This window comes from Pseudomonas sp. 24 E 13 (genome assembly GCF_900004715.1).
GTDB classification, from domain to species: domain Bacteria; phylum Pseudomonadota; class Gammaproteobacteria; order Pseudomonadales; family Pseudomonadaceae; genus Aquipseudomonas; species Aquipseudomonas orientalis_A.
This window is the reverse complement of record NZ_CVTO01000008.1, coordinates 24,530-50,866: the sequence shown is the minus strand read 5'-3', so window position 1 is coordinate 50,866 and position 26,337 is coordinate 24,530. Positions and strand designations below refer to the sequence as shown.

General features: G+C 55.2%; 30 protein-coding genes and 4 tRNA genes. All 34 read left to right on the top strand.

Annotated elements, in window-relative coordinates:
- The first annotated feature begins 211 nt into the window (after positions 1–211).
- The 34 genes from birA (at position 212) to rpsN (ending at position 26,222) form a co-directional block, all read left to right on the top strand.
- Positions 212–1,171, top strand: a complete 960-nt coding sequence (gene birA / locus BFP90_RS00385) for a bifunctional biotin--[acetyl-CoA-carboxylase] ligase/biotin operon repressor BirA (protein ID WP_065891600.1) — start codon at positions 212–214, stop codon at positions 1,169–1,171.
- The gene (locus BFP90_RS00380; RefSeq protein WP_065891601.1) at positions 1,161–1,910 is read left to right on the top strand and encodes a pantothenate kinase; all 750 of its coding nucleotides are present in this window, start codon (positions 1,161–1,163) and stop codon (positions 1,908–1,910) included. The genes birA and BFP90_RS00380 overlap by 11 nt, the downstream gene beginning before the upstream one ends.
- A 7-nt stretch (positions 1,911–1,917) precedes the next feature.
- Positions 1,918–2,364, top strand: coding sequence for a hypothetical protein (locus BFP90_RS00375; protein ID WP_065891602.1), 447 nt, complete (start codon positions 1,918–1,920; stop codon positions 2,362–2,364).
- Positions 2,365–2,505: 141 nt separating this feature from the next.
- Positions 2,506–2,590 (top strand) — tRNA-Tyr (locus BFP90_RS00370).
- Positions 2,591–2,613: 23 nt separating this feature from the next.
- Positions 2,614–2,687, top strand: a tRNA-Gly gene (locus tag BFP90_RS00365).
- 26 nt (positions 2,688–2,713) lie between these two features.
- Positions 2,714–2,789, top strand: a tRNA-Thr gene (locus tag BFP90_RS00360).
- A 162-nt stretch (positions 2,790–2,951) separates the two neighbouring features.
- A tRNA-Trp gene (locus tag BFP90_RS00355) sits at positions 2,952–3,027 on the top strand.
- Positions 3,028–3,072: 45 nt separating this feature from the next.
- Positions 3,073–3,441, top strand: a complete 369-nt coding sequence (secE, locus tag BFP90_RS00350; protein ID WP_003194658.1) for a preprotein translocase subunit SecE — start codon at positions 3,073–3,075, stop codon at positions 3,439–3,441.
- Between the two features lie 9 nt (positions 3,442–3,450).
- Positions 3,451–3,984, top strand: a complete 534-nt coding sequence (gene nusG, locus BFP90_RS00345) for a transcription termination/antitermination protein NusG (RefSeq protein WP_003176436.1) — start codon at positions 3,451–3,453, stop codon at positions 3,982–3,984.
- Between the two features lie 116 nt (positions 3,985–4,100).
- Positions 4,101–4,532: a 50S ribosomal protein L11 gene (rplK, locus tag BFP90_RS00340; RefSeq protein ID WP_003210097.1), complete on the top strand. Its 432-nt coding sequence runs from the start codon at positions 4,101–4,103 to the stop codon at positions 4,530–4,532.
- Complete coding sequence (rplA, locus tag BFP90_RS00335; RefSeq protein WP_003176434.1) at positions 4,532–5,227, top strand: 50S ribosomal protein L1; 696 nt, start codon at positions 4,532–4,534, stop codon at positions 5,225–5,227. The genes rplK and rplA overlap by 1 nt, the downstream gene beginning before the upstream one ends.
- Positions 5,228–5,426: 199 nt before the next feature.
- A complete protein-coding gene (gene rplJ / locus BFP90_RS00330) occupies positions 5,427–5,927 on the top strand; it encodes a 50S ribosomal protein L10 (protein ID WP_056861893.1) in 501 nt (166 codons plus the stop codon).
- Between the two features lie 78 nt (positions 5,928–6,005).
- Positions 6,006–6,371, top strand: a complete 366-nt coding sequence (gene rplL, locus BFP90_RS00325; RefSeq protein ID WP_003176432.1) for a 50S ribosomal protein L7/L12 — start codon at positions 6,006–6,008, stop codon at positions 6,369–6,371.
- A 219-nt stretch (positions 6,372–6,590) separates the two neighbouring features.
- Complete coding sequence (gene rpoB, locus BFP90_RS00320) at positions 6,591–10,664, top strand: DNA-directed RNA polymerase subunit beta (protein WP_057724824.1); 4,074 nt, start codon at positions 6,591–6,593, stop codon at positions 10,662–10,664.
- 64 nt (positions 10,665–10,728) lie between these two features.
- Positions 10,729–14,928 carry a DNA-directed RNA polymerase subunit beta' gene (rpoC, locus tag BFP90_RS00315; RefSeq protein ID WP_065888415.1) on the top strand — a complete coding sequence of 1,400 codons (4,200 nt, stop codon included), beginning with the start codon at positions 10,729–10,731 and terminating at the stop codon, positions 14,926–14,928.
- Positions 14,929–15,144: 216 nt separating this feature from the next.
- Entirely contained in the window at positions 15,145–15,516 is a 372-nt protein-coding gene (gene rpsL / locus BFP90_RS00310; RefSeq protein WP_002555494.1) for a 30S ribosomal protein S12, read from the top strand.
- Between the two features lie 118 nt (positions 15,517–15,634).
- Complete coding sequence (rpsG, locus tag BFP90_RS00305; RefSeq protein ID WP_002555493.1) at positions 15,635–16,105, top strand: 30S ribosomal protein S7; 471 nt, start codon at positions 15,635–15,637, stop codon at positions 16,103–16,105.
- 30 nt (positions 16,106–16,135) lie between these two features.
- The gene (fusA, locus tag BFP90_RS00300) at positions 16,136–18,241 is read left to right on the top strand and encodes an elongation factor G (protein ID WP_015886136.1); all 2,106 of its coding nucleotides are present in this window, start codon (positions 16,136–16,138) and stop codon (positions 18,239–18,241) included.
- Positions 18,242–18,271: 30 nt separating this feature from the next.
- A complete protein-coding gene (tuf, locus tag BFP90_RS00295) occupies positions 18,272–19,465 on the top strand; it encodes an elongation factor Tu (protein WP_003176426.1) in 1,194 nt (397 codons plus the stop codon).
- Between the two features lie 159 nt (positions 19,466–19,624).
- A complete protein-coding gene (rpsJ, locus tag BFP90_RS00290) occupies positions 19,625–19,936 on the top strand; it encodes a 30S ribosomal protein S10 (RefSeq protein WP_003186070.1) in 312 nt (103 codons plus the stop codon).
- A gap of 81 nt (positions 19,937–20,017) precedes the next feature.
- Positions 20,018–20,653 carry a 50S ribosomal protein L3 gene (rplC, locus tag BFP90_RS00285; protein ID WP_003194649.1) on the top strand — a complete coding sequence of 212 codons (636 nt, stop codon included), beginning with the start codon at positions 20,018–20,020 and terminating at the stop codon, positions 20,651–20,653.
- Positions 20,654–20,665: 12 nt separating this feature from the next.
- Positions 20,666–21,268 carry a 50S ribosomal protein L4 gene (gene rplD / locus BFP90_RS00280; RefSeq protein WP_057014518.1) on the top strand — a complete coding sequence of 201 codons (603 nt, stop codon included), beginning with the start codon at positions 20,666–20,668 and terminating at the stop codon, positions 21,266–21,268.
- Complete coding sequence (gene rplW, locus BFP90_RS00275) at positions 21,265–21,564, top strand: 50S ribosomal protein L23 (RefSeq protein WP_002555488.1); 300 nt, start codon at positions 21,265–21,267, stop codon at positions 21,562–21,564. The genes rplD and rplW overlap by 4 nt, the downstream gene beginning before the upstream one ends.
- 14 nt (positions 21,565–21,578) lie before the next feature.
- A complete protein-coding gene (rplB, locus tag BFP90_RS00270) occupies positions 21,579–22,403 on the top strand; it encodes a 50S ribosomal protein L2 (RefSeq protein WP_003176423.1) in 825 nt (274 codons plus the stop codon).
- Between the two features lie 16 nt (positions 22,404–22,419).
- Positions 22,420–22,695 (top strand): 30S ribosomal protein S19, encoded by a 276-nt coding sequence (rpsS, locus tag BFP90_RS00265; protein WP_002555486.1) that lies wholly within the window; start codon positions 22,420–22,422, stop codon positions 22,693–22,695.
- Between the two features lie 11 nt (positions 22,696–22,706).
- Positions 22,707–23,039: a 50S ribosomal protein L22 gene (gene rplV / locus BFP90_RS00260; protein WP_003103908.1), complete on the top strand. Its 333-nt coding sequence runs from the start codon at positions 22,707–22,709 to the stop codon at positions 23,037–23,039.
- A gap of 13 nt (positions 23,040–23,052) precedes the next feature.
- Positions 23,053–23,739, top strand: coding sequence for a 30S ribosomal protein S3 (rpsC, locus tag BFP90_RS00255; RefSeq protein WP_003176422.1), 687 nt, complete (start codon positions 23,053–23,055; stop codon positions 23,737–23,739).
- A 12-nt stretch (positions 23,740–23,751) separates the two neighbouring features.
- Positions 23,752–24,165, top strand: coding sequence for a 50S ribosomal protein L16 (gene rplP / locus BFP90_RS00250; RefSeq protein WP_003232424.1), 414 nt, complete (start codon positions 23,752–23,754; stop codon positions 24,163–24,165).
- Positions 24,165–24,356 carry a 50S ribosomal protein L29 gene (rpmC, locus tag BFP90_RS00245; RefSeq protein ID WP_002555481.1) on the top strand — a complete coding sequence of 64 codons (192 nt, stop codon included), beginning with the start codon at positions 24,165–24,167 and terminating at the stop codon, positions 24,354–24,356. The genes rplP and rpmC overlap by 1 nt, the downstream gene beginning before the upstream one ends.
- Positions 24,357–24,358: 2 nt before the next feature.
- A complete protein-coding gene (rpsQ, locus tag BFP90_RS00240; RefSeq protein ID WP_003176419.1) occupies positions 24,359–24,625 on the top strand; it encodes a 30S ribosomal protein S17 in 267 nt (88 codons plus the stop codon).
- 23 nt (positions 24,626–24,648) lie between these two features.
- Positions 24,649–25,017, top strand: a complete 369-nt coding sequence (rplN, locus tag BFP90_RS00235; RefSeq protein WP_002555479.1) for a 50S ribosomal protein L14 — start codon at positions 24,649–24,651, stop codon at positions 25,015–25,017.
- An 11-nt stretch (positions 25,018–25,028) separates the two neighbouring features.
- Entirely contained in the window at positions 25,029–25,343 is a 315-nt protein-coding gene (gene rplX, locus BFP90_RS00230) for a 50S ribosomal protein L24 (protein WP_003176416.1), read from the top strand.
- A gap of 20 nt (positions 25,344–25,363) precedes the next feature.
- A complete protein-coding gene (gene rplE / locus BFP90_RS00225) occupies positions 25,364–25,903 on the top strand; it encodes a 50S ribosomal protein L5 (RefSeq protein ID WP_003176415.1) in 540 nt (179 codons plus the stop codon).
- Positions 25,904–25,916: 13 nt separating this feature from the next.
- Positions 25,917–26,222 carry a 30S ribosomal protein S14 gene (gene rpsN, locus BFP90_RS00220; RefSeq protein WP_003176414.1) on the top strand — a complete coding sequence of 102 codons (306 nt, stop codon included), beginning with the start codon at positions 25,917–25,919 and terminating at the stop codon, positions 26,220–26,222.
- The last annotated feature ends 115 nt before the right edge of the window (positions 26,223–26,337 follow it).

Sequence of the window (26,337 nt, the reverse complement as noted above, 5' to 3'; positions counted from 1 at the left end):
ATCGCCGATGGTAGTGTGGGGTTTCCCCATGTGAGAGTAGGTCATCGTCAAGATTAAATTCCAGAACCCCAATTGCGAAAGCAGTTGGGGTTTTGTTTTGGGCGGTCGAAAATGATAAGAGCGCTCACCGCGGCCTGGGGAAGTGCGGCCTTTCTATGCAATGCCTCTTCGCATGGCTATCATGCGTGCCTCATTGTGAGGCGATACCTGCATGCTTACGCTGTTAGAACTTCTGAAAGATGGCCGATTCCATTCCGGAGAGGCGCTGGGTGCCGCCCTGGGCGTTAGTCGCAGTGCCGTGTGGAAGCAGCTTCAGCTTCTTGAGGCCGAATTGAATCTACCTATTCATAAGGTGCGTGGTAAGGGGTACCAGTTAGCGTCGCCATTGGTGTTTCTGAATGCTGAAGGGATTACGCGAAGTGCAGCGTCGTTGTCCTGGCCCATCCATATCTACGACTCGATTGATTCCACCAACGCAGAGGCGTTGCGCATGGTTGATGTCGCGCGGGCTGTGCCTTTCCTGGTATTAGCTGAGCAGCAAATGGCTGGGCGCGGTAGGCGCGGCCGAAAGTGGGTCAGCCCGTTCGCCCAAAACATCTATTACAGCCTGGTACTGCGTATTGAGGATGGCCTCCGGCAACTGGAAGGGCTAAGTCTTGTTGTTGGCTTGGCGGTCATTCAGGCTCTGCGAGAGTCGGGTGTTCAGGATGCCGTCTTGAAATGGCCCAATGACGTATTGGTCGGGCGCAAGAAAATCGCGGGGATATTGCTGGAGTTGGTTGGGGATCCGGCGGATATCTGTCACGTGGTAATCGGTATCGGGATCAACGTGAATATGCAGAGGGCTGCCGAGGTTGATCAGCAATGGACATCGGTGCAGCTCGAGACTGGATCTGCTGCTGACCGTAATGCTCTGGTGGCCCAGGTCAGCCTGCAACTGCAGCGCTACCTCGATCGACACAGGGTATCTGGCTTTGCGGCCCTCCAGGAGGAATGGGAGCAAAATCATGCGTGGCAAGGGCGCGCGGTATCACTTATCGCGGGTGTGAATCGTGTTGATGGAGTAGTGCTCGGTGTTGATCGTCAAGGAGCGTTGCGCCTGGACGTAGACGGTGTCGAAAAAACATACAGCGGTGGTGAGTTAAGCCTGAGGTTGCGTGATGATTCTTGAGCTCGACTGTGGGAATAGCTTTATCAAATGGCGAGTGCTGAATCTCGACAGGGTGAGCGCCTTTGCGGAGGGCGTGGTCGGTTCGAATGTGGCATTGATTGAGAGTTTGAATGCGGTGCCGGACATGGCACTGACGCGTTGTCGACTGGTGAGTGTTCGCGCCCTGGAGGAAACGGACAAGCTGGTCGAGACGTTGATTGACGCTTTTGGCATTACGGTCTCGTGTGCGACGTCCGCGGTGGAAATGGCGGGCGTTCGCAATGGCTATGAGGACTTCGAGCGGCTTGGCCTGGACCGTTGGCTGGCGATCCTTGGAGGGTACAAGCTAGCGTCCGGCCCCTGCCTGGTGTTGGATTTTGGCACGGCGGCGACTGCAGATTTCATTGATGCCGATGGCAAGCATTTGGGAGGCTTCATTTGTCCTGGCCTGCCGCTTATGCGCAACCAGTTGCGTACCCATACGCGCAAGATACGCTACGACGATGCGTCCGCTGAGCGCGCTCTGGAGCGCCTGTCGCCCGGGCGTACAACGGTCGAGGCGGTCGAGCGTGGCTGTACGCTGATGCTGAGAGGGTTTGTGCTCACCCAGATCGAGCTCGCCAGGAGTTATTGGGGAGATAGCTTCACGGTATTCCTGACTGGCGGAGATGCTGACCTGGTCTTTGACGCTGTGCCGCAGGCACGGCTTGTGCCGGATCTGGTATTTATTGGCCTGGCAATGGCGTGCCCTTTGCCCTGAGGTGCTTATGCGTTGGTTGTTTCTGCTTCTACTGATTCTTAATGTCTTCTATTACATATGGCATCAGCAAGAGGCGCCGTTGCGCGCCAAGGATGTCACTCCTCTGAGTCTTTATCGTGGCTCCCAGCAGGATATAAAACTGCTGAGTGAATCTTCCGATTCGGTGGCTCGCAGGGATCGTGCGAAATCGTCCGACACGCAAAATACCTGCTTGTACATTGGCGGGTTTGCCGATCAGCGCCAGGCGCAATCCTTGGAACAGCGCCTCACGAGCCTGGATATAAAGGTCAAGGTCCAATTGCTGAACATGCCTGAAGCAACCGGTTATTGGCTCCGAGTGTCCCCTGAAAGCAGGCGCCTGGCGGATGATCTGCCCTTTGAAAACCTTGCTAAGGAATTCAATGAGTTAAAACATAAAATAATGCTGTGCGAAGGCATTGCAACTCTCCAATAGTTTGCATAGAATGGCGCCCGCTTCGCAGTGAAGACCTTTAAGGCTTTTGATGCGAAGCAACGTCAACGCAGCTAACCTCATAATTTAAATGAGAAAATGCTTGACAGAAGGTCGGCGTGATGTAAAATGCCGGCTCGCTTAGGAGGGGTTCCCGAGCGGCCAAAGGGATCAGACTGTAAATCTGACGTCTACGACTTCGAAGGTTCGAATCCTTCCCCCTCCACCATTTTAGCGTGAGCTGCAAGCTCCGCGGGTATAGTTTAGTGGTAGAACCTCAGCCTTCCAAGCTGATGATGCGGGTTCGATTCCCGCTACCCGCTCCAAGTTTGCAGGTTGTGCAAGGTGTTTTGCTCTTGTAGCTCAGTTGGTAGAGCACACCCTTGGTAAGGGTGAGGTCAGCGGTTCAAATCCGCTCAAGAGCTCCATATAACAAGGCAGATATGAAAATATCTGCCTTTGTTTTAACAGCTGCCTCGGCTTGTATCGTGCTGTTTCTGGCGTTGGATGTCAGTGATTTCAAGTCTGTTGGGGTTGGTTGTTGTAAAGTCTTTTTCAGGCCTGCATAATGGCCGGCCTGATTTTGTTTTAGGTCAGTAGCTCAATTGGCAGAGCGACGGTCTCCAAAACCGTAGGTTGGGGGTTCGATTCCCTCCTGACCTGCCAGATTCACGTGGTGTGTCTGGCTTTCTTTTCACAGGATCTTCATAGATGACTCCTAAGGCTGAAGCTCAAAGCTCTCGTTTCGATCTGGTCAAGTGGCTCGCAGTAGTCGCCTTGGTGGTCGTAGGCGTTGTTGGCAATCAGTACTATTCTGCTTCGCCGATCCTGTACCGCGTTCTCGCTTTGCTCGCCCTTGCTGCTGTAGCCGCCTTTGTAGGCCTGCAGACTGCCAAGGGCAAGTCCTTCGCGGTCCTGGTAAAGGAAGCTCGCACTGAAATTCGTAAAGTCGTTTGGCCGACTCGCCAAGAAACCACACAGACCACATTGATTGTCGTGGCTGTTGTTCTGGTTATGGCGTTGCTGTTGTGGGGGCTCGATTCCCTGCTCGGCTGGCTTGTTTCCTTGATTGTTGGCTAAGGGTGTCCCGTGGCTAAGCGTTGGTACGTTGTGCATGCTTACTCGGGTTACGAGAAGCATGTTATGCGCTCTTTGCTGGAGCGCGTAAAGCTGGCAGGCATGGAAGATGGCTTCGGCGAAATTCTGGTTCCCACTGAAGAAGTGGTTGAAATGCGGAATGGCCAGAAGCGCAAGAGTGAACGTAAGTTCTTTCCTGGCTACGTGCTGGTGCAGATGGACATGAACGAAGGTACTTGGCACTTGGTCAAGGACACTCCTCGCGTCATGGGCTTCATTGGCGGTACTGCCGACAAGCCTGCACCGATCACCGATAAAGAGGCGGAAGCAATTCTGCGTCGTGTTGCTGACGGTAGCGACAAGCCTAAGCCGAAGACATTGTTCGAGCCAGGCGAGGTTGTTCGTGTCACAGATGGTCCGTTTGCTGATTTCAACGGCACTGTCGAAGAAGTTAACTACGAAAAGAGCCGGATCCAAGTGGCGGTGCTCATTTTCGGTCGCTCTACTCCGGTAGAGTTGGAGTTCAGCCAGGTCGAGAAGGTCTAGCTGAGCAAGCATCCCAACCCCACAGCCTAGGCTGTGGGGTTTTGTCGTCACTGGGATAAACGCGCAAGTAACCGGGGAGCCTTTCGAGGCGCTTGAACCCGTAATTGGAGTGCCTCATGGCCAAGAAGATTACCGCTTACATCAAGCTGCAAGTGAAGGCCGCTCAGGCCAACCCTAGCCCACCCGTCGGTCCAGCTCTGGGTCAGCACGGCGTGAACATCATGGAATTCTGCAAGGCCTTCAACGCCCGTACTCAGGGTATTGAACCAGGTCTGCCGACTCCAGTGATCATCACTGTATACAGCGACCGTAGCTTCACTTTCGAAACCAAGTCGACTCCGGCTTCGGTTCTTCTGAAGAAAGCTGCTGGTCTGACTAGCGGTTCCGCTCGTCCGAACACCGTTAAGGTTGGCACCGTAACTCGTGCTCAGCTGGAAGAAATCGCGAAAACCAAAAACGCGGATCTGACTGCAGCTGATATGGATGCAGCCGTGCGTACCATCGCCGGTTCTGCTCGTAGCATGGGCCTTAACGTGGAGGGTGTGTAATGGCTAAGCTGACCAAGCGCCAAAAGGCTATCGCCGGCAAAATCGAAGCGGGCAAGTCCTACAACTTTGTAGACGCTGCTGCCCTGCTGACCGAGCTGTCGACTGTCAAGTTCAGCGAGTCCGTTGACGTTGCTGTGAACCTGGGTGTTGACCCACGTAAATCCGACCAGGTCGTTCGTAGCGCTACTGTGCTGCCACACGGTACTGGCAAGACTGTACGTGTTGCTGTCTTCACCCAAGGCCCGGCCGCCGAAGCTGCTCTGGCCGCTGGCGCCGATCGCGTTGGCATGGACGACCTGGCTGCCGAAATGAAAGGCGGCGACCTGAACTATGACGTTGTTATTGCTTCCCCGGATGCAATGCGCGTTGTAGGTCAGTTGGGTCAGATCCTGGGTCCACGCGGCCTGATGCCTAACCCTAAAGTCGGCACCGTAACGCCAGACGTAGCTACCGCGGTTAAAAACGCCAAGGCTGGTCAGGTTCGTTATCGCACCGACAAAAACGGCATCATTCACACCTCCGTTGGCAAAGTCGGCTTTGATGCCGTCAAGCTGAAGGAAAACGTTGAAGCCCTGATCGCTGATCTGAAGCGTATCAAGCCTGCTTCCTCGAAAGGTATCTACGTCAAGCGCGTTACCCTGAGCACCACTATGGGCCCAGGTCTGGTCATCGACCAAGGCTCGCTGGACGTATAAGACACAGGTTGGCGCGAGCGATTGCGTCAATTGAAAGATTGGGGTCCCTGCCTGGCGGGGGCTATCCAAGACCGTAGGCGACGCAAGTCTTAAACCAACAAGCCTACGCAGATGGTGCTCCCGGTTCCTTACCGAATCAGACACCAAAACGACATCAGGCCTAGGCCGGATGAAACGGTAACAAGCAGGAGTTAAACCCGTGGCAATTAATCTCGAAGACAAGAAGGCCATCGTCGCTGAAGTCAACGAGGCTGCCAAAGCTGCTCTGTCCGCTGTCGTGGCTGATGCCCGTGGTGTGACAGTAAGCGCTATGACCGGACTCCGTAAAGAGGCTCGTGAAGCTGGCGTGTACGTACGTGTTGTACGTAACACCCTGCTCAAGCGCGCTGTTGCTGACACTGAATACAGTGTTCTCAACGACGTGTTCACCGGCCCGACTCTGATCGCGTTCTCCAAGGACCATCCAGGCGCTGCTGCCCGTTTGTTCAAGGAATTCGCCAAGAGTCAGGATAAGTTCGAGATCAAGGCAGCTGCGTTCGAGGGCAAGTTCCTCGCAGCTAACCAAATCGACGTACTGGCAACACTGCCGACCCGTAACGAAGCTATTTCGCAGCTGATGAGCGTGATTCAAGGCGCTACCAGCAAGCTGGCTCGTACTCTGGCTGCAGTTCGCGAGCAAAAAGAAGCTGCCGCAGCCTAAGGCTGAGCAAATTCTTTCGCGTATTTTTGTTTATTTCGATGGCCGCGTAGGCCGTCCCCCAATTCAGGAAATACAGCAATGTCTATCTCCCAAGACGATATCCTCAACGCCGTAGCTGAAATGTCGGTTCTGCAGGTTGTTGAGCTGATCAAAGCTTTCGAAGAAAAATTCGGCGTTTCCGCTGCCGCTGCTTCCGCTGGCCCAGCTGTTGCTGCTGTCGCTGCTGAAGAGCAAACCGAATTCAACGTCATGCTGCTGGAAGCTGGCGAGAAGAAAGTAAACGTGATCAAGGCAGTACGTGAACTGACCGGTCTGGGCCTGAAAGAAGCCAAGGCTGTAGTTGACGGCGCTCCTGCCCAGGTTCTGGAAGCTGTGTCGAAAGACGCTGCTGACAAAGCCAAAGCTACTCTGGAAGAAGCAGGCGCTAAAGTCGAGCTGAAGTAAGCATCGACCTTGCGTCTCCAGCCCAAGCTTTAAGCTGAAGGCTGATGGCTGGTGGCTCTTGCCACCGGCCTTTTTCCGTTCTTGGCTGTCGACTCGGTCGCCGCCATTAACGCGCTGTAGCCACCCGATGCGGTGGTGCAAACCATGGGGTTTGCAAGATTTTCTGGCTGCTCCCGTCGGGAGGGCCAAACAAGCAGGTGACCAAGCTGGGGAACGCTGATGGCTTACTCATATACTGAGAAAAAACGTATCCGCAAGGACTTTAGCAAGTTGCCGGACGTCATGGATGTCCCGTACCTTCTGGCTATCCAGCTGGATTCGTATCGTGAATTCTTGCAGGCGGGAGCGACCAAAGATCAGTTCCGCGACGTGGGCCTGCATGCGGCCTTCAAATCCGTTTTCCCGATCATCAGCTACTCCGGCAATGCTGCGCTGGAGTACGTCGGTTATCGCCTGGGCGAACCGGCATTTGATGTCAAAGAATGCGTGTTGCGCGGTGTTACGTACGCCGTACCTTTGCGGGTAAAAGTCCGTCTGATCATCTTCGACAAAGAGTCGTCGAACAAAGCGATCAAGGACATCAAAGAGCAAGAAGTCTACATGGGTGAAATCCCCCTGATGACTGAGAACGGTACCTTCGTTATCAACGGTACCGAGCGCGTAATCGTTTCCCAGCTGCACCGTTCCCCGGGCGTGTTCTTCGACCACGACCGCGGCAAGACGCACAGCTCCGGTAAGCTCCTGTACTCCGCGCGGATCATTCCGTACCGCGGTTCGTGGTTGGACTTCGAGTTCGACCCGAAAGACTGCGTGTTCGTGCGTATCGACCGTCGTCGTAAGCTGCCGGCCTCGGTACTGCTGCGCGCGCTCGGCTATACCACTGAGCAAGTGCTGGACGCCTTCTACACCACCAACGTATTCAGCCTGAAGGATGAAACCCTCAAGCTGGAGCTGATCGCTTCGCGTCTGCGTGGTGAAATTGCCGTCCTGGACATCCAGGATGAAAAGGGCAAGGTCATTGTTGAAGCCGGCCGCCGTATCACCGCGCGCCACATCAACCAGATCGAAAAAGCCGGTCTCAAAGAGCTGGAAGTGCCGCTGGACTACGTCCTGGGTCGCACTACCGCCAAGGTCATCGTTCACCCGGCGACAGGCGAAATCCTGGCTGAGTGCAACACCGAGCTGAACACCGAGATCCTGGCCAAAATCGCCAAGGCTCAAGTCGTTCGCATCGAGACCCTGTACACCAACGACATCGACTGCGGTCCGTTCATCTCCGACACCCTGAAGATCGACTCCACCAGCAACCAATTGGAAGCGCTGGTCGAGATCTATCGCATGATGCGTCCTGGTGAGCCACCTACCAAAGATGCTGCCGAAACCCTGTTCAACAACCTGTTCTTCAGCCCTGAGCGTTATGACCTGTCTGCGGTCGGCCGGATGAAGTTCAACCGTCGTATCGGTCGTACCGAGATCGAAGGTTCGGGCGTGCTGTGCAAGGAAGACATCGTCGCGGTACTGAAGACCCTGGTCGACATCCGTAACGGTAAAGGCATCGTCGATGACATCGACCACCTGGGTAACCGTCGTGTTCGCTGCGTAGGCGAAATGGCCGAGAACCAGTTCCGCGTTGGCCTGGTACGTGTTGAGCGTGCGGTCAAAGAGCGTCTGTCGATGGCTGAAAGCGAAGGCCTGATGCCGCAAGACCTGATCAACGCCAAGCCAGTGGCTGCGGCGGTGAAAGAGTTCTTCGGTTCCAGCCAGCTCTCGCAGTTCATGGACCAGAACAACCCGCTCTCCGAGATCACCCACAAGCGCCGTGTTTCGGCACTGGGCCCGGGCGGTCTGACCCGTGAGCGCGCAGGCTTCGAAGTCCGTGACGTACACCCGACGCACTACGGTCGTGTCTGCCCGATCGAAACGCCGGAAGGTCCGAACATCGGTCTGATCAACTCCCTGGCCGCTTATGCGCGCACCAACCAGTACGGCTTCCTCGAGAGCCCGTACCGTGTGGTGAAAGAAGGCTTGGTCACCGACGAGATCGTGTTCCTGTCCGCCATCGAAGAAGCTGATCACGTGATCGCTCAGGCTTCGGCCACGATGAACGACAAAAAAGTCCTGATCGACGAGCTGGTAGCTGTTCGTCACTTGAACGAGTTCACCGTCAAGGCGCCGGAAGACGTCACCTTGATGGACGTATCGCCCAAGCAGGTAGTGTCGGTTGCAGCGTCGCTGATCCCGTTCCTGGAACACGATGACGCCAACCGTGCGTTGATGGGTTCCAACATGCAGCGTCAAGCTGTACCGACTCTGCGCGCCGACAAGCCGCTGGTAGGTACCGGCATGGAGCGTAACGTAGCCCGTGACTCCGGCGTTTGCGTCGTGGCTCGTCGTGGTGGCGTGATCGACTCCGTTGATGCCAGCCGTATCGTGGTTCGTGTTGCCGATGACGAAGTTGAAACCGGTGAAGCCGGTGTCGACATCTACAACCTGACCAAATACACCCGTTCGAACCAGAACACCTGCATCAACCAGCGTCCGCTGGTGCGTAAGGGTGACCGCGTTCAGCGTAGCGATATCATGGCCGATGGCCCGTCCACCGATATGGGTGAGCTGGCACTGGGTCAGAACATGCGCATCGCGTTCATGGCCTGGAACGGTTACAACTTCGAAGACTCCATCTGCCTGTCGGAACGCGTTGTTCAAGAAGATCGCTTTACCACGATCCACATCCAGGAACTGACCTGTGTGGCACGTGACACCAAGCTTGGGCCAGAGGAAATCACTGCAGACATCCCTAACGTGGGTGAAGCTGCACTGAACAAGCTGGACGAAGCCGGTATCGTTTACGTAGGTGCTGAAGTTGGCGCAGGCGACATCCTGGTCGGTAAGGTCACTCCGAAAGGCGAGACCCAACTGACTCCGGAGGAGAAGCTGCTGCGTGCCATCTTCGGTGAAAAAGCCAGCGACGTTAAAGACACCTCCCTGCGCGTACCTACCGGTACCAAGGGTACTGTCATCGACGTACAGGTCTTCACCCGCGACGGCGTTGAGCGTGATGCTCGTGCACTGTCCATCGAGAAGACCCAACTCGACGAGATCCGCAAGGATCTGAACGAAGAGTTCCGTATCGTTGAAGGCGCGACCTTCGAACGTCTGCGTTCCGCTCTGGTAGGCCACAAGGCTGAAGGCGGCGCAGGCCTGAAGAAAGGTCAGGACATCACCGACGAAATCCTCGACGGTCTTGAGCACGGCCAGTGGTTCAAACTGCGCATGGCTGAAGATGCTCTGAACGAGCAGCTCGAGAAGGCTCAGGCCTATATCGTTGATCGCCGCCGTCTGCTGGACGACAAGTTCGAAGACAAGAAGCGCAAACTGCAGCAGGGCGATGACCTGGCTCCGGGCGTGCTGAAAATCGTCAAGGTTTACCTGGCAATCCGTCGCCGCATCCAGCCGGGCGACAAGATGGCCGGTCGTCACGGTAACAAAGGTGTGGTCTCCGTGATCATGCCGGTTGAAGACATGCCGCACGATGCCAATGGCACCCCGGTCGACGTCGTCCTCAACCCGTTGGGCGTACCTTCGCGTATGAACGTTGGTCAGATCCTCGAAACCCACCTGGGCCTCGCGGCCAAAGGTCTGGGCGAGAAGATCAACCGTATGATCGAAGAGCAACGCAAGGTCGCTGACCTGCGTAAGTTCCTGCACGAGATCTACAACGAGATCGGCGGTCGCAACGAAGAGCTGGACACCTTCACCGACCAGGAAATCCTGGATCTGGCGAAGAACCTGCGCGGCGGCGTTCCAATGGCTACCCCGGTGTTCGACGGTGCCAAGGAAAGCGAAATCAAGGCCATGCTGAAACTGGCGGACCTGCCGGAAAGCGGCCAGATGCAGCTGTTCGATGGCCGTACCGGCAACAAGTTCGAGCGCCCGGTTACTGTTGGCTACATGTACATGCTGAAGCTGAACCACTTGGTAGACGACAAGATGCACGCTCGTTCTACCGGTTCGTACAGCCTGGTTACCCAGCAGCCGCTGGGTGGTAAGGCTCAGTTCGGTGGTCAGCGTTTCGGGGAGATGGAGGTCTGGGCACTGGAAGCATACGGTGCTGCATACACTCTGCAAGAAATGCTCACAGTGAAGTCGGACGATGTGAACGGTCGTACCAAGATGTACAAAAACATCGTGGACGGCGATCACCGTATGGAGCCGGGCATGCCCGAGTCTTTCAACGTGTTGATCAAAGAAATTCGTTCCCTCGGCATCGATATCGATCTGGAAACCGAATAACACGTGACGCGAATCGAGAGCGAGGCCGTTTGGCCCGCTCTCTGCTCCGCCAGGAGGAAAGGCCTTGAAAGACCTACTGAATTTGCTGAAAAACCAGGGTCAAGTCGAAGAGTTCGACGCCATCCGTATTGGGTTGGCATCGCCTGAGATGATCCGTTCGTGGTCGTTCGGTGAAGTTAAAAAGCCGGAAACCATCAACTACCGTACGTTCAAACCTGAGCGTGACGGCCTGTTCTGCGCCAAGATCTTTGGCCCGGTAAAGGATTACGAGTGCCTGTGCGGTAAGTACAAGCGCTTGAAGCACCGCGGTGTGATCTGCGAGAAGTGCGGCGTTGAAGTTGCACTGGCCAAGGTTCGTCGTGAGCGCATGGCGCACATCGAACTGGCTTCGCCGGTTGCCCACATCTGGTTCCTGAAATCGCTGCCGTCCCGTATCGGCTTGCTGATGGACATGACCCTGCGTGATATCGAACGCGTTCTCTACTTCGAGAGCTACGTCGTTATCGATCCAGGCATGACCACCCTTGAAAAAGGTCAGCTGCTGAACGATGAGCAGTACTTCGAAGCGCTGGAAGAGTTCGGTGACGATTTCGATGCCCGCATGGGTGCCGAAGCTGTCCGCGAACTGCTGCACGCTATCGACCTGGAGCACGAGATTGGCCGTCTGCGCGAAGAAATTCCGCAAACCAACTCCGAAACCAAGATCAAGAAGCTGTCCAAGCGTCTGAAGTTGATGGAAGCCTTCCAGGGTTCCGGCAACCTGCCAGAGTGGATGGTGCTGACCGTTCTGCCGGTTCTGCCGCCAGACCTGCGTCCGCTGGTACCGTTGGACGGTGGTCGTTTCGCGACGTCCGACCTCAACGACCTGTACCGCCGCGTGATCAACCGTAACAACCGCTTGAAGCGCCTGCTTGATCTGTCCGCTCCGGACATCATCGTGCGCAACGAAAAGCGTATGTTGCAGGAAGCCGTCGACGCCTTGCTCGACAACGGTCGTCGTGGCCGTGCTATCACCGGTTCCAACAAGCGTCCTCTGAAATCCCTGGCTGACATGATCAAGGGTAAGCAGGGTCGTTTCCGTCAGAACTTGCTCGGTAAGCGTGTTGACTACTCCGGTCGTTCGGTAATTACCGTAGGCCCGACCCTGCGTCTGCACCAGTGCGGTCTGCCCAAGAAGATGGCACTCGAGCTGTTCAAGCCGTTCATCTTCGGCAAGCTGGAAATGCGCGGTCTGGCGACCACCATCAAAGCGGCCAAGAAAATGGTCGAGCGCGAACTGCCAGAGGTTTGGGACGTTCTCGCTGAAGTGATTCGCGAACACCCGGTTCTCCTCAACCGTGCACCGACCCTCCACCGTCTGGGTATCCAGGCGTTTGAACCGGTACTGATCGAAGGTAAGGCTATCCAGCTGCACCCTCTGGTCTGTGCTGCGTACAACGCCGACTTCGACGGCGACCAAATGGCCGTGCACGTACCGCTGACACTGGAAGCCCAGTTGGAAGCGCGCGCGTTGATGATGTCGACCAACAACATTCTGTCGCCAGCCAACGGTGAGCCAATCATCGTTCCGTCGCAGGACGTTGTATTGGGTCTGTACTACATGACCCGTGAAGCGATCAACGCCAAGGGCGAAGGTCGCGTATTCGCTGACCTGCAGGAAGTTGACCGTGTGTTCCGTGCCGGCGAAGCCGCACTGCACGCCAAGGTTAAAGTGCGGATCCACGAAACCGTCAACGACCGTGATGGCGGCAGCGTGAGCAATGTCCGTATTGTCGACACTACTGTCGGCCGTGCGCTGTTGTATCAAGTTGTGCCAAAAGGTCTGTCGTACGACGTCGTCAACCTGCCGATGAAGAAAAAGGCGATCTCCAAGCTGATCAACCAGTGCTACCGCGTGGTTGGTTTGAAAGAGACCGTTATCTTCGCTGACCAGTTGATGTACACAGGTTTCGCTTACTCGACTATCTCCGGCGTTTCCATCGGCGTTAACGACTTCGTTATCCCGGATGAAAAAGCTCGCATCATCAGTGCCGCCACTGACGAAGTGAAAGAGATCGAGAGCCAGTACGCCTCCGGCCTGGTAACCCAGGGCGAGAAGTACAACAAAGTGATCGACCTTTGGTCCAAGGCCAACGACGAAGTGTCCAAGGCGATGATGGCCAACCTCTCGAAAGAGAAAGTCATCGACCGTCATGGCGTCGAAGTCGATCAAGAGTCTTTCAACTCGATGTACATGATGGCCGACTCGGGCGCACGGGGTTCTGCTGCGCAGATCCGTCAGCTCGCCGGTATGCGTGGCCTGATGGCCAAGCCGGATGGCTCCATCATCGAAACGCCGATTACCGCGAACTTCCGTGAAGGTTTGAGCGTACTTCAGTACTTCATCTCCACTCACGGTGCTCGTAAAGGTCTGGCGGATACCGCGTTGAAAACCGCTAACTCCGGTTACCTGACGCGCCGTCTGGTAGACGTTGCACAAGATCTGGTTGTAACCGAGATCGATTGCGGCACCGAGCACGGCCTGCTGATGACTCCGCACATTGAAGGCGGTGACGTTGTAGAGCCACTGGGTGAGCGCGTATTGGGTCGTGTGATTGCCCGTGACGTGTTCAAGCCAGGTACCGAGGAAGTTATCGTTCCTGCCGGCACCCTGGTAGACGAGAAGTGGGTCGAGTTCATCGAACTCAACAGCATCGACGAAGTGATCGTTCGCTCGCCGATCAGCTGCGAAACCCGCTACGGCATCTGCGCCAAGTGCTACGGCCGTGACTTGGCTCGTGGTCACCAGGTGAACATCGGTGAAGCGGTCGGCGTTATCGCTGCCCAGTCCATCGGTGAGCCGGGTACCCAGCTGACCATGCGTACGTTCCACATCGGTGGTGCGGCAAGCCGGACCTCCGCAGCCGACAGTGTTCAGGTGAAGAATGGCGGTACCGTCCGCCTGCATAACCTCAAGCACGTTGAGCGAGTGGATGGCCACCTGGTCGCTGTGTCCCGTTCCGGTGAGCTGGCAATCGCTGATGACTACGGTCGTGAGCGTGAGCGTTACAAGCTGCCGTACGGTGCTGTGATTTCGGTCAAGGAAGGTGACAAGGTCGACGCTGGCGCAATCGTGGCCAAGTGGGACCCGCACACCCACCCAATCGTTACCGAAATGAAAGGTACCGTGACCTACGTGGGCATGGAAGAAGGCATCACGATCAAGCGTCAGACTGACGAATTGACCGGTATGACCAACATTGAAGTACTCGACGCCAAAGACCGTCCAGCTGCCGGCAAAGACATCCGTCCTGCCGTGAAGATGGTCGACGACAACGGCAAGGATCTGTTGCTGCCAGGCACTGACGTAATCGCTCAGTACTTCCTGCCAGCCAACGCCCTGGTCGGTGTAGCGGATGGTGCGAAGATCGCGATCGGTGATGTTATCGCGCGTATCCCGCAAGAAACGTCGAAAACTCGCGACATCACCGGTGGTCTGCCGCGTGTTGCCGACTTGTTCGAAGCGCGTCGCCCGAAAGAAGCGTCGATTCTGGCTGAAGTCAGCGGCACCATCGCGTTCGGTAAAGAGACCAAGGGCAAGCGCCGTCTGGTCATTACCCCGAACGACGGTAGCGATCCGTACGAAGAGCTGATTCCGAAGTGGCGTCACCTGAACGTCTTCGAAGGCGAACAGGTAAACCGCGGCGAAGTTATCTCCGACGGCCCGAGCGATCCACACGACATCCTGCGTCTGCTGGGTGTGAGTGCGCTGGCCAAGTACATCGTTAACGAGATCCAGGACGTTTATCGCCTGCAAGGCGTGAAGATCAACGACAAGCATATCGAGACCATCCTGCGTCAGATGTTGCGTAAAGTTGAAATCGCTGAATCCGGCGATTCCAGTTTCATCAAGGGCGACCAGATGGAACTGACTCACGTACTGGTGGAAAACGAGCGCCTGGCGAACGACGAGAAATTCGTTTCCAAGTTCACTCGCGTGCTGCTGGGTATCACTAAGGCGTCGTTGTCCACTGAGTCGTTCATCTCGGCGGCCTCCTTCCAGGAGACCACTCGTGTACTGACCGAAGCAGCGGTAACCGGCAAGCGCGATTACCTGCGCGGCCTGAAAGAAAACGTAGTCGTGGGTCGTTTGATCCCGGCCGGTACCGGTTTGGCTTACCACAGCGAGCGCAAGCGCCGCCGTGATGCTGACAAGCCGTTGCGCGTGAGCGCCAGTGAAGTGGAAGCTGCACTGACCGAAGCGCTGAACTCAAGCGGTAACTGAGTTCTGCGATAGATGAGGCCGGGCCCTGACACCCCCATTCGTCGGATCGAGGCATATATGCCCCGATTCGACGAGAGGGGAGGTCGGGGCCTTGCCTTGACTGGGGACAAGATCCTCTTTAGACTCTTGTACCCCTAAATTTGGCGGGAATTCGTTCCTGCCATTTTGCTTTTCTTGCAAGACAATAGCGTCGCAAGACAACAGTGGAGCTAGTAGATGGCAACTATCAACCAGCTGGTACGTCAGCCGCGTAAGCGTATCGTCGAGAAATCCGACGTGCCTGCGCTGCAGAACTGCCCGCAACGTCGTGGCGTATGCACCCGTGTGTATACCACCACGCCGAAAAAACCTAACTCGGCACTGCGTAAAGTATGCCGTGTGCGCCTGACCAACGGTTTCGAGGTTTCCTCGTACATCGGCGGTGAAGGCCACAACCTGCAAGAGCACAGCGTGGTACTGATCCGCGGCGGTCGTGTAAAAGACTTGCCAGGTGTTCGTTACCACACCGTACGCGGCTCCTTGGATACTTCCGGCGTTAAAGGTCGTAACCAGGGTCGTTCGAAGTACGGTACCAAGAAGCCTAAGTAGTAGCGGCTTTTTGTAAAACTGAATCATCTTATTTTCTGAGTCGATAAGAGTAAGGTCGGAGGCGTCCCGAAAGGGCACCGATTCCGAGCGAACCTGAAGACCGTTTGAGGGCTTATCCATGCCAAGAAGACGCGTAGCAGCCAAGCGCGAAGTGCTTGACGATCCAAAATACGGAAGCCAAATTCTGGCCAAGTTCATGAACCACGTGATGGAAAGCGGCAAGAAAGCCGTTGCCGAGCGTATCGTTTATGGCGCGCTGGAAAAGGTTAAAGAACGCAAGAACAGCGACCCCCTGGAAATCTTCGAGAAAGCTCTCGACGCCATCGCTCCGCTGGTCGAAGTGAAGTCGCGCCGTGTAGGCGGTGCTACTTACCAGGTTCCGGTTGAAGTTCGTCCGTCCCGTCGTAACGCCCTGGCAATGCGCTGGTTGGTAGACTTCGCCCGTAAGCGCGGCGAGAAGTCTATGGCTCTGCGTTTGGCCGGCGAACTGTTGGACGCTGCTGAAGGTAAAGGTGCTGCTGTTAAGAAGCGTGAAGACGTGCACCGTATGGCTGAAGCCAACAAAGCTTTCTCGCACTACCGCTTCTAATTTTAGCTTCACTAATTTTGCGAGGGCTTTATGGCTCGTACTACTCCGATTAGCCGCTACCGTAACATCGGTATCGTCGCTCACGTGGATGCTGGTAAAACCACCACCACCGAGCGCGTACTGTTTTACACCGGCAAAAGTCACAAGATGGGCGAGGTGCATGATGGCGCCGCGACCACAGACTGGATGGTTCAGGAGCAGGAGCGTGGTATTACCATTACTTCTGCTGCCATTACCGCCTTCTGGAAGGGTTCCGAGAAGCAGTACAAAGATGAGCACCGCTTCAACGTAATCGATACCCCGGGCCACGTAGACTTCACCATTGAAGTTGAGCGTTCCCTGCGCGTACTCGACGGCGCTGTCGTTGTGTTCTGCGGTACCTCGGGTGTTGAACCGCAGTCGGAAACCGTATGGCGTCAAGCCAACAAATACGGCGTTCCACGTCTTGTTTACGTAAACAAGATGGACCGTGCCGGTGCGAACTTCCTGCGCGTGATCGGTCAGATCAAGCAGCGCTTGGGTCACACCCCGGTGCCAATCCAGTTGGCTATCGGTTCCGAAGATAATTTCCAGGGTCAGATCGATCTGTTGACCATGGAAGCTGTCTACTGGAACGATGCCGACAAAGGTATGGTTCCTGTTCGCAAGCCTATCCCTGCTGAACTGCAGGAGCTGGCTGACGAATGGCGCAACAACATGGTTGAGGCTGCGGCCGAAGCCAACGAAGAGCTGATGAACAAGTACCTCGAAGGTGAAGAGCTCACCAACGTGGAAATCAAGGCCGCTCTGCGTCAGCGTACTATCGCTGGCGAAATCGTCCTGGCTGTTTGCGGTTCCTCGTTCAAGAACAAGGGCGTTCCCCTGGTTCTCGATGCTGTGATCGACTACCTGCCGGCACCGGTTGATATTCCTGCCATCAAGGGTACTGACCCGGATGACGAGACTATCGAGCTGGAGCGTCATGCAGACGACGCAGAACCGTTCTCCGCTCTGGCATTTAAAATTGCCACCGACCCATTCGTGGGTACCTTGACCTTCGTCCGCGTTTACTCGGGCGTGTTGAACTCCGGCGACGGCGTGATCAACTCGGTTAAAGGCAAGAAAGAGCGCGTGGGTCGTATGGTGCAAATGCACGCAAACGCCCGTGAAGAGATCAAGGAAGTACGCGCTGGTGACATCGCGGCCTTGATCGGCATGAAGGACGTCACCACCGGTGAAACCTTGTGCAACGCTGACAAGCCAATCATCCTGGTTCGCATGGACTTCCCGGAGCCGGTTATTTCGGTTGCCGTTGAGCCAAAGACCAAGGATGACCAGGAAAAAATGGGTATCGCTCTGGGCAAGCTTGCTCAGGAAGATCCATCTTTCCGCGTCAAGACTGATGAAGAGACTGGTCAAACGATCATCTCCGGCATGGGCGAGCTGCACCTGGACATCCTGGTTGACCGGATGCGCCGTGAGTTCAACGTCGAAGCCAACATCGGTAAGCCTCAGGTTTCCTATCGTGAGCGCATCACGAAGAACTGTGAAATCGAAGGCAAGTTCGTTCGTCAGTCCGGCGGTCGTGGTCAGTTCGGTCACTGCTGGATCCGTTTTGCTCCTGCTGACGAAGGTCAGGAAGGTCTGCAATTCGTGAACGAAGTAGTAGGTGGTGTTGTTCCTAAGGAATACATCCCTGCTATCCAGAAGGGTATCGAAGAGCAGATGAAGAACGGTGTTGTTGCCGGCTATCCGCTGATCGGCCTGAAAGCAACCGTTTTTGACGGTTCTTACCACGACGTCGACTCCAACGAGATGGCGTTTAAGGTGGCTGCCTCCATGGCAACCAAGCAACTGGCCCAGAAGGGCGGTGGTGAGTTGCTTGAGCCAATCATGGCGGTAGAAGTTGTTACACCTGAAGACTATATGGGTGATGTCATGGGCGACCTTAACCGTCGTCGCGGCATGATCTTGGGTATGGAAGACACGGTTTCCGGCAAAGTGATTCGCGCCGAGGTTCCGTTGGGTGAGATGTTCGGTTATGCGACCGACGTTCGCTCCATGTCCCAGGGTCGCGCAAGCTACTCTATGGAATTCAAAAAATACAACACAGCTCCGGCGCACATCGCTGAAACTGTATCCAAAAAACAAGGCTGATTCAGTCCTTTAGGCAAGGAGTTAATTGTCGTGGCTAAAGAAAAATTTGATCGTTCCCTACCGCACGTCAACGTTGGCACCATCGGTCACGTTGACCACGGTAAAACCACTCTGACTGCTGCTCTGACTCGCGTTTGCTCCGAAGTATTCGGTTCCGCAATCGTTGATTTCGATAAAATCGACAGCGCACCAGAAGAGAAAGCTCGTGGTATCACCATCAACACCGCGCACGTTGAATACAACTCGCTGATCCGTCACTACGCTCACGTTGACTGCCCAGGTCACGCTGACTATGTGAAGAACATGATCACCGGTGCTGCCCAGATGGACGGCGCAATCCTGGTTTGCTCGGCCGCTGATGGTCCGATGCCACAAACCCGTGAGCACATCCTGCTGTCCCGTCAGGTTGGCGTTCCGTACATCGTGGTTTACCTGAACAAGGCTGACCTGGTAGACGACGCTGAGCTGCTGGAACTGGTTGAGATGGAAGTGCGCGACCTGCTGAGCACTTACGACTTCCCAGGTGACGACACTCCGATCATCATCGGTTCTGCTCGTATGGCTCTGGAAGGCAAAGACGATAACGAAATGGGCACCACGTCCGTTCGTAAACTGGTTGAGACTCTGGACAGCTACATCCCAGATCCAGTCCGTGTTATCGACAAGCCGTTCCTGATGCCAATCGAAGACGTATTCTCGATCTCCGGTCGCGGTACTGTTGTAACTGGTCGTATCGAGCGCGGTATCGTCAAGGTTCAGGATCCACTGGAAATCGTTGGTCTGCGTGACACTACCGTCACCACCTGCACCGGTGTTGAAATGTTCCGTAAGCTGCTCGACGAAGGTCGTGCTGGCGAGAACTGCGGCGTTCTGCTGCGTGGTACCAAGCGTGACGACGTTGAGCGTGGCCAGGTTCTGGTCAAGCCAGGTTCGGTTAAGCCGCACACCAAGTTCGAAGCTGAAGTGTACGTGCTGAGCAAAGAAGAAGGCGGCCGTCACACTCCGTTCTTCAAAGGCTACCGTCCACAGTTCTACTTCCGTACTACCGACGTAACTGGTAACTGCGAACTGCCGGAAGGCGTAGAAATGGTAATGCCAGGCGACAACATCAAAATGGTTGTCACCCTGATCAAAACCATCGCTATGGAAGACGGTCTGCGTTTCGCAATCCGTGAAGGCGGCCGTACCGTTGGTGCTGGCGTTGTAGCTAAAATCATCGAGTAATTATCTCTTCTGAGATAGCTCTGATGTTTTGAAAAGGCCCCCGCTCAGCGGGGGCCTTTTTTATTGGGTTGACACCTATCAGGGCCGTCTATAGAATTGCGCCTCCTTTTAACGGGCGTATTGCGCTCGCTGGGAATAGCAGCCGGAGTCTGAAATCCAATGCAAAATCAGCAAATCCGTATCAGGTTGAAGGCTTTTGACCATCGCCTGATCGACCAATCCACCCAGGAAATCGTGGAAACCGCGAAACGTACTGGTGCTCAAGTGCGTGGTCCAATTCCACTGCCTACCCGTAAAGAGCGGTTCACCGTTCTGGTCTCCCCGCACGTCAACAAAGACGCGCGTGACCAGTACGAGATCCGCACTCATAAGCGCGTACTGGACATCGTCCAGCCAACGGATAAAACCGTTGATGCACTTATGAAGCTTGATCTGGCGGCCGGTGTGGAAGTACAGATCAGCCTCGGCTAAGACTTGGGTCTTAGTCGTGTAACGCTCTGAAATGGGCGGCCATAGCGGGTGAAAGCCCCGTACACTCATGAGGTTTACAACATGACTATTGGTGTAGTCGGTCGTAAATGCGGTATGACCCGTATTTTCACCGAAGAAGGTGTCTCCATTCCGGTCACGGTCATTGAGATCGAACCGAATCGCGTCACCCAGTTCAAAACTGAAGAAACCGATGGCTATCGTGCAGTGCAAGTCACTGTCGGCGAGCGTCGTGCTTCGCGCGTGACTGCTGCTCAAGCAGGTCACTTCGCTAAAGCAAACGTTGCAGCTGGTCGCACCGTCATGGAGTTCCGTCTTGAAGACGGCGACTACCAGGCTGGCGATCTGATCAACGCTGAAATCTTCGCCGCTGGTCAACTGGTTGATGTAACCGGTCAGTCCAAGGGTAAAGGCTTCCAGGGTACGATCAAGCGTTGGAATTTCCGTGGTCAAGACAACACTCACGGTAACTCCGTTTCCCACCGCGTCCCGGGCTCTATTGGCCAGTGCCAGACTCCTGGTCGTGTATTCAAGGGCAAAAAAATGTCCGGTCATATGGGCGCTGAGCGCGTGACCGTGCAGTCCCTCGAAGTAGTGCGCGTCGACGCTGAACGCAATCTGTTGTTGGTCAAGGGTGCTGTTCCTGGCGCTACTGGCGGCAACCTGGTTGTACGTCCAGCGGCCAAGGCTCGCGGTTAAGGGGAAGCTGACATGCAATTAAATGTAAATGACGCTCAAGCGATCGAAGTTTCCGAACTGACATTTGGCGGCGAATTCAACGAGACGCTCGTTCACCAAGCAGTCGTGGCCTACATGGCCGGCGGCCGTCAAGGTAGCAAGCAGCAAAAGACCCGTTCCGACGTACGTGGTGGCGGTAAGCGCCCTTGGCGTCAGAAAGGCACTGGCCGTGCTCGTGCCGGTACTATCCGTAGCCCAATCTGGCGTGGCGGCGGTACCACTTTCGCAGCTCGTCCACAGGATCACTCGCAGAAGCTCAACAAGAAGATGTACCGCGCAGCACTGCGCTCCATCCTTGCTGAACTCGTGCGTACCGATCGTCTGGTCGTGGTTCAGGACTTCGCTGTTGAAAGTCCAAAAACCAAAGAACTGCTGGGCAAACTGACCAACATGAGCCTGACCGACGTTTTGATCGTGTCCGAAGCTGTTGATCAGAACCTGTACCTGGCTGCTCGCAACCTGCCACACGTTGATGTACGTGACGTGCAAGGTTCCGATCCAGTTAGTCTGATCGCATACGACAAGGTGTTGATCACCGTGTCGGCCGTGAAGAAATTCGAGGAGCTGCTGGGATGAACCAGGAACGCGTATTTAAAGTTCTGCTTGGCCCGCACGTTTCCGAAAAGGCTACGGTTCTGGCTGACAAGAAAGGCCAGTTCGTTTTCAAGGTTGCAACTGACGCAACCAAGCTGGAAATCAAGAAGGCCGTCGAAAGCCTGTTCAGCGTGAAAGTAGAGCGTGTTACTACCCTGAATGTTCTGGGTAAGAGCAAGCGCACTGCTCGCGGTCTGGGCAAGCGTAATGACTGGAAGAAGGCGGTTATCTCCCTTCAGCCAGGCCAAGATCTCGATTTCAGCAGCAGTGCTGAGTAAGGAAGGGGTGCATCATGGCAATCGTTAAATGCAAACCGACTTCCCCTGGCCGCCGTTTTGTGGTCAAGGTGGTCAACCAGGAGCTGCATAAAGGCGCTCCTCACGCACCGCTGCTCGAGAAAAAATCGAAGACTGGTGGTCGTAACAACAATGGTCGCATTACCACTCGTCACATCGGTGGTGGCCATAAGCAGCATTATCGTCTGGTCGATTTCCGTCGCAACGACAAAGATGGCATCTCCGCCACTGTCGAGCGTATTGAATACGATCCAAACCGTACTGCTCACATCGCTCTGCTGCTGTACGCAGATGGCGAGCGTCGCTACATCATCGCCCCTAAAGGCGTGAGTGCTGGCGACCAGCTGATCGCAGGTGCCTTGGCACCGATCAAGCCGGGCAACGCTCTGCAACTGCGCAACATTCCAGTTGGTAGCACCGTACACGGCATCGAATTGAAGCCAGGTAAAGGCGCGCAAATCGCTCGTTCCGCTGGTGCTTCGGCTCAGCTGATCGCCCGTGAAGGTGTCTACGTGACCCTGCGTCTGCGTTCTGGTGAGATGCGTAAAGTGCTGGCTGAATGCCGTGCGACCCTGGGCGAAGTCTCGAACTCCGAGCACAGCCTGCGTTCGCTGGGTAAAGCTGGTGCCAAACGCTGGCGTGGCGTTCGCCCAACCGTTCGTGGTGTTGCCATGAACCCGGTTGACCACCCACACGGTGGTGGTGAAGGTCGTACCTCTGGTGGTCGTCATCCGGTATCGCCATGGGGCTTCCCGACTAAGGGCGCGAAGACTCGTGGTAATAAGCGTACCGACAAAATGATCGTCCGTCGTCGCAAGTAAATAGAGGGATACGACAGTGCCACGTTCTCTGAAAAAAGGTCCTTTTATTGATCTTCACCTACTGAAGAAGATCGAAGTGGCGGCGGAAAAGAACGATCGCAAACCAGTTAAAACCTGGTCGCGTCGTTCGATGATCCTGCCACAAATGGTCGGTTTGACCATCGCAGTACACAACGGTCGTCAACACGTCCCAGTTCTCGTTAACGAAGACATGGTCGGCCACAAACTGGGCGAGTTTGCCGGTACCCGCACTTATCGTGGGCACGTGGCAGACAAGAAAGCCAAGCGTTAAGGGGTTAGGAAATGGAAGTAGCCGCTAAGTTGTCGGGCGCTCGAATCTCCGCCCAGAAAGCCCGCTTGGTCGCCGACCAGATCCGCGGGAAGAAGGTGGGCGAAGCGCTCAACCTGTTGGCTTTCAGCAGTAAGAAAGCCGCCGAGATCATGAAGAAAGTGCTGGAGTCGGCCGTAGCCAACGCCGAGCATAACGAAGGCGCAGACGTTGATGACCTTAAAGTCAGCACCGTTTTCGTCAACGAAGGGCGTTCGCTGAAGCGAATCATGCCACGTGCCAAAGGCCGTGCTGATCGCATCGTCAAGCGGTCTTGCCATATCACTGTCAAGGTTGCTGACAAGTAACGGAGTCGAAGAGATGGGTCAGAAAGTACATCCCATTGGCATTCGCCTGGGAATCGTCAAGGAACACACCTCCGTCTGGTACGCAGATGGCCGGACTTATGCGGACTATTTGTTCGCTGATCTGAAGGTGCGTGAGTATCTCCAAGACAAACTAAAAAGCGCGTCCGTAAGCCGTATCGATATCCATCGCCCGGCGCAAACCGCACGTATCACCATCCACACCGCTCGTCCAGGTATCGTTATCGGGAAGAAAGGTGAAGATGTTGAGAAACTGCGTCAGGACCTGACCAAGCAAATGGGTGTGCCTGTGCACATCAATATCGAAGAGATCCGCAAGCCGGAGCTCGACGGTATGCTGGTTGCGCAGAGCGTAGCTCAGCAGCTGGAGCGTCGTGTAATGTTCCGTCGCGCTATGAAGCGCGCTGTACAGAACGCTATGCGCATTGGTGCCAAAGGCATCAAAATCCAAGTGAGCGGTCGTCTCGGCGGTGCTGAAATCGCACGTACTGAATGGTATCGCGAAGGTCGTGTGCCACTGCACACCCTGCGTGCCGACATCGACTATGCCAACTACGAAGCTCACACCACTTACGGTGTGATCGGTGTAAAGGTTTGGATCTTCAAAGGCGAAGTAATTGGTGGTCGCCAAGAAGAACTGAAACCACAAGCACCAGCGCCTCGTAAAAAAGCTGCTAAGTAAGGGGTACGCCAAATGTTGCAACCTAAGCGTACGAAGTTCCGCAAGCAGATGACAGGCCACAACCGTGGTCTGGCTCAGCGCGGTAGCAAAGTCAGCTTCGGCGAGTTCGCGCTGAAGTCTGTAGCTCGTGGTCGTCTCACCGCTCGTCAGATCGAGTCAGCGCGTCGTGCTCTGACCCGTCACGTAAAACGTGGCGGCAAGATCTGGATCCGTGTATTCCCGGACAAGCCGATCTCCAAAAAACCTCTCGAGGTTCGTATGGGTAAAGGTAAGGGTAACGTGGAATACTGGGTAGCCCAGATTCAGCCAGGCAAAGTCCTGTATGAAATCGAGGGTGTAACTGAAGAGCTGGCGCGTGAGGCTTTTGCCCTGGCTGCTGCAAAGCTGCCGCTCGCCACCGCCTTTGTTAAACGGACGGTGATGTGATGAAAGCGAATGAACTTCGTGAAAAATCCGCACAGCAGCTGAACGAGCAACTGCTCGGCCTGCTGCGCGACCAGTTCAATCTGCGTATGCAGAAAGCAACTGGCCAGTTGGGGCAGTCTCATCTGCTCTCGCAAGTTAAGCGTGACATCGCTCGCGTGAAGACTGTGCTCAACCAGCAGGCAGGTAAGTGATCATGGCTGAAGCCGAAAAGACTGTCCGTACGCTGACTGGCCGTGTTGTCAGCGACAAGATGGACAAAACCATCACCGTTTTGATCGAGCGTCGCGTTAAGCACCCGATTTACGGTAAATATGTTAAGCGTTCGACTAAGCTGCACGCGCACGACGAAACCAATCAGTGCCACATCGGCGACAAAGTCACTATTCGTGAAACTCGTCCGCTGGCCAAGACCAAGTCTTGGGCACTGGTTGATGTTCTCGAACGCGCTGTGGAAGTCTAAGGACTAGGGGTCGGAGAAATTATATGATTCAGACTCAATCCATGCTCGATGTGGCCGATAACAGCGGCGCTCGCCGCGTTATGTGCATCAAGGTGCTGGGTGGCTCCCATCGTCGTTACGCTGGTATCGGTGACATCATCAAGGTTACCGTCAAGGAAGCAATTCCTCGCGGTAAAGTGAAAAAAGGCCAAGTGATGACTGCTGTTGTAGTCCGCACTCGTCACGGCGTACGCCGTGCTGATGGCTCCATTATCCGCTTTGATGGCAACGCTGCTGTTCTTCTGAACAACAAGCAAGAGCCTATCGGCACCCGTATCTTTGGGCCAGTGACCCGTGAACTTCGTACTGAGAAGTTCATGAAGATCGTCTCGCTCGCCCCAGAAGTGCTGTAAGGAGATCCGACATGCAAAAGATTCGTCGTGACGACGAGATCATCGTGATCGCCGGCAAAGACAAAGGTAAGCGCGGTAAGGTGCTTAAGGTTCTCGCTAATAACCGTCTGGTTATCGGTGGTCTGAACCTGGTCAAGCGTCATACCAAGCCTAACCCGATGTCGGGCGTGCAAGGCGGTATCGTCGAAAAAGAAGCTCCATTGGACGCTTCTAACGTCGCCATTTTCAACGGCGAAACCAACAAGGCTGACCGCGTTGGTTTCAAAGTAGAAGATGGCAAGAAAATTCGTGTCTTCAAGTCGACCCAAAAAGCGGTTGATGCTTGAACACTGCTAGGTAGAAGACCATGGCACGACTAAAAGAGATTTACTGGAAAGAAATCGCACCGAAACTTAAGGAAGAACTTAAGCTTTCGAACGTGATGGAAGTTCCACGCGTTACCAAAATCACCCTGAACATGGGTTTGGGCGAAGCGGTCGGTGACAAAAAAGTCATCGAGCACGCTGTTGCTGACCTGGAAAAGATCACCGGTCAAAAAGTCGTTGTGACTTACGCTCGGAAATCCATCGCAGGCTTTAAAGTCCGCGAAGGCTGGCCGATCGGCGTCAAAGTGACTCTGCGCCGTGAGCGTATGTACGAATTCCTGGATCGTCTGCTGTCGATCTCCCTGCCTCGGGTCCGCGACTTCCGCGGCCTGAATGCCAAGTCCTTCGATGGTCGTGGTAACTACAGCATGGGCGTGAAAGAGCAGATCATTTTCCCGGAAATCGACTACGACAAGATCGATGCTCTCCGCGGTCTGGACATCACCCTGACCACCACTGCCAAGAACGATGATGAAGGTCGCGCCCTGTTGCGTGCTTTCAAATTCCCGTTCCGCAACTGATTGGAGTAGGACCATGGCCAAGATGAGCATGAAAAACCGCGAGCTGAAACGTCAGCTCACGGTTGCCAAGTACGCCAAGAAGCGTGCAGCACTGAAAGCAATCATCGTTGATCTGAACGCAAGTCCAGAAGCGCGTTGGGAAGCTACAGTTGCTCTGCAGAAGCAGCCACGTGACGCAAGCGCTTCGCGCATGCGTAACCGCTGCCGCCTGACCGGTCGTCCACACGGCGTTTACCGCAAGTTCGGCCTCGGCCGTAACAAACTGCGTGAAGCGGCAATGCGTGGTGACGTACCAGGTCTGGTTAAAGCCAGCTGGTAAGTACTTTCAACGTCAAGGTGGTCGGTTTCGCAAGATACTGACCGCCGGTGGCCTTGAATCTGGAACAAGCCCCTTTTGGGGCTTGTTTCATTTCCGGACTGTGTCTAAAATACGC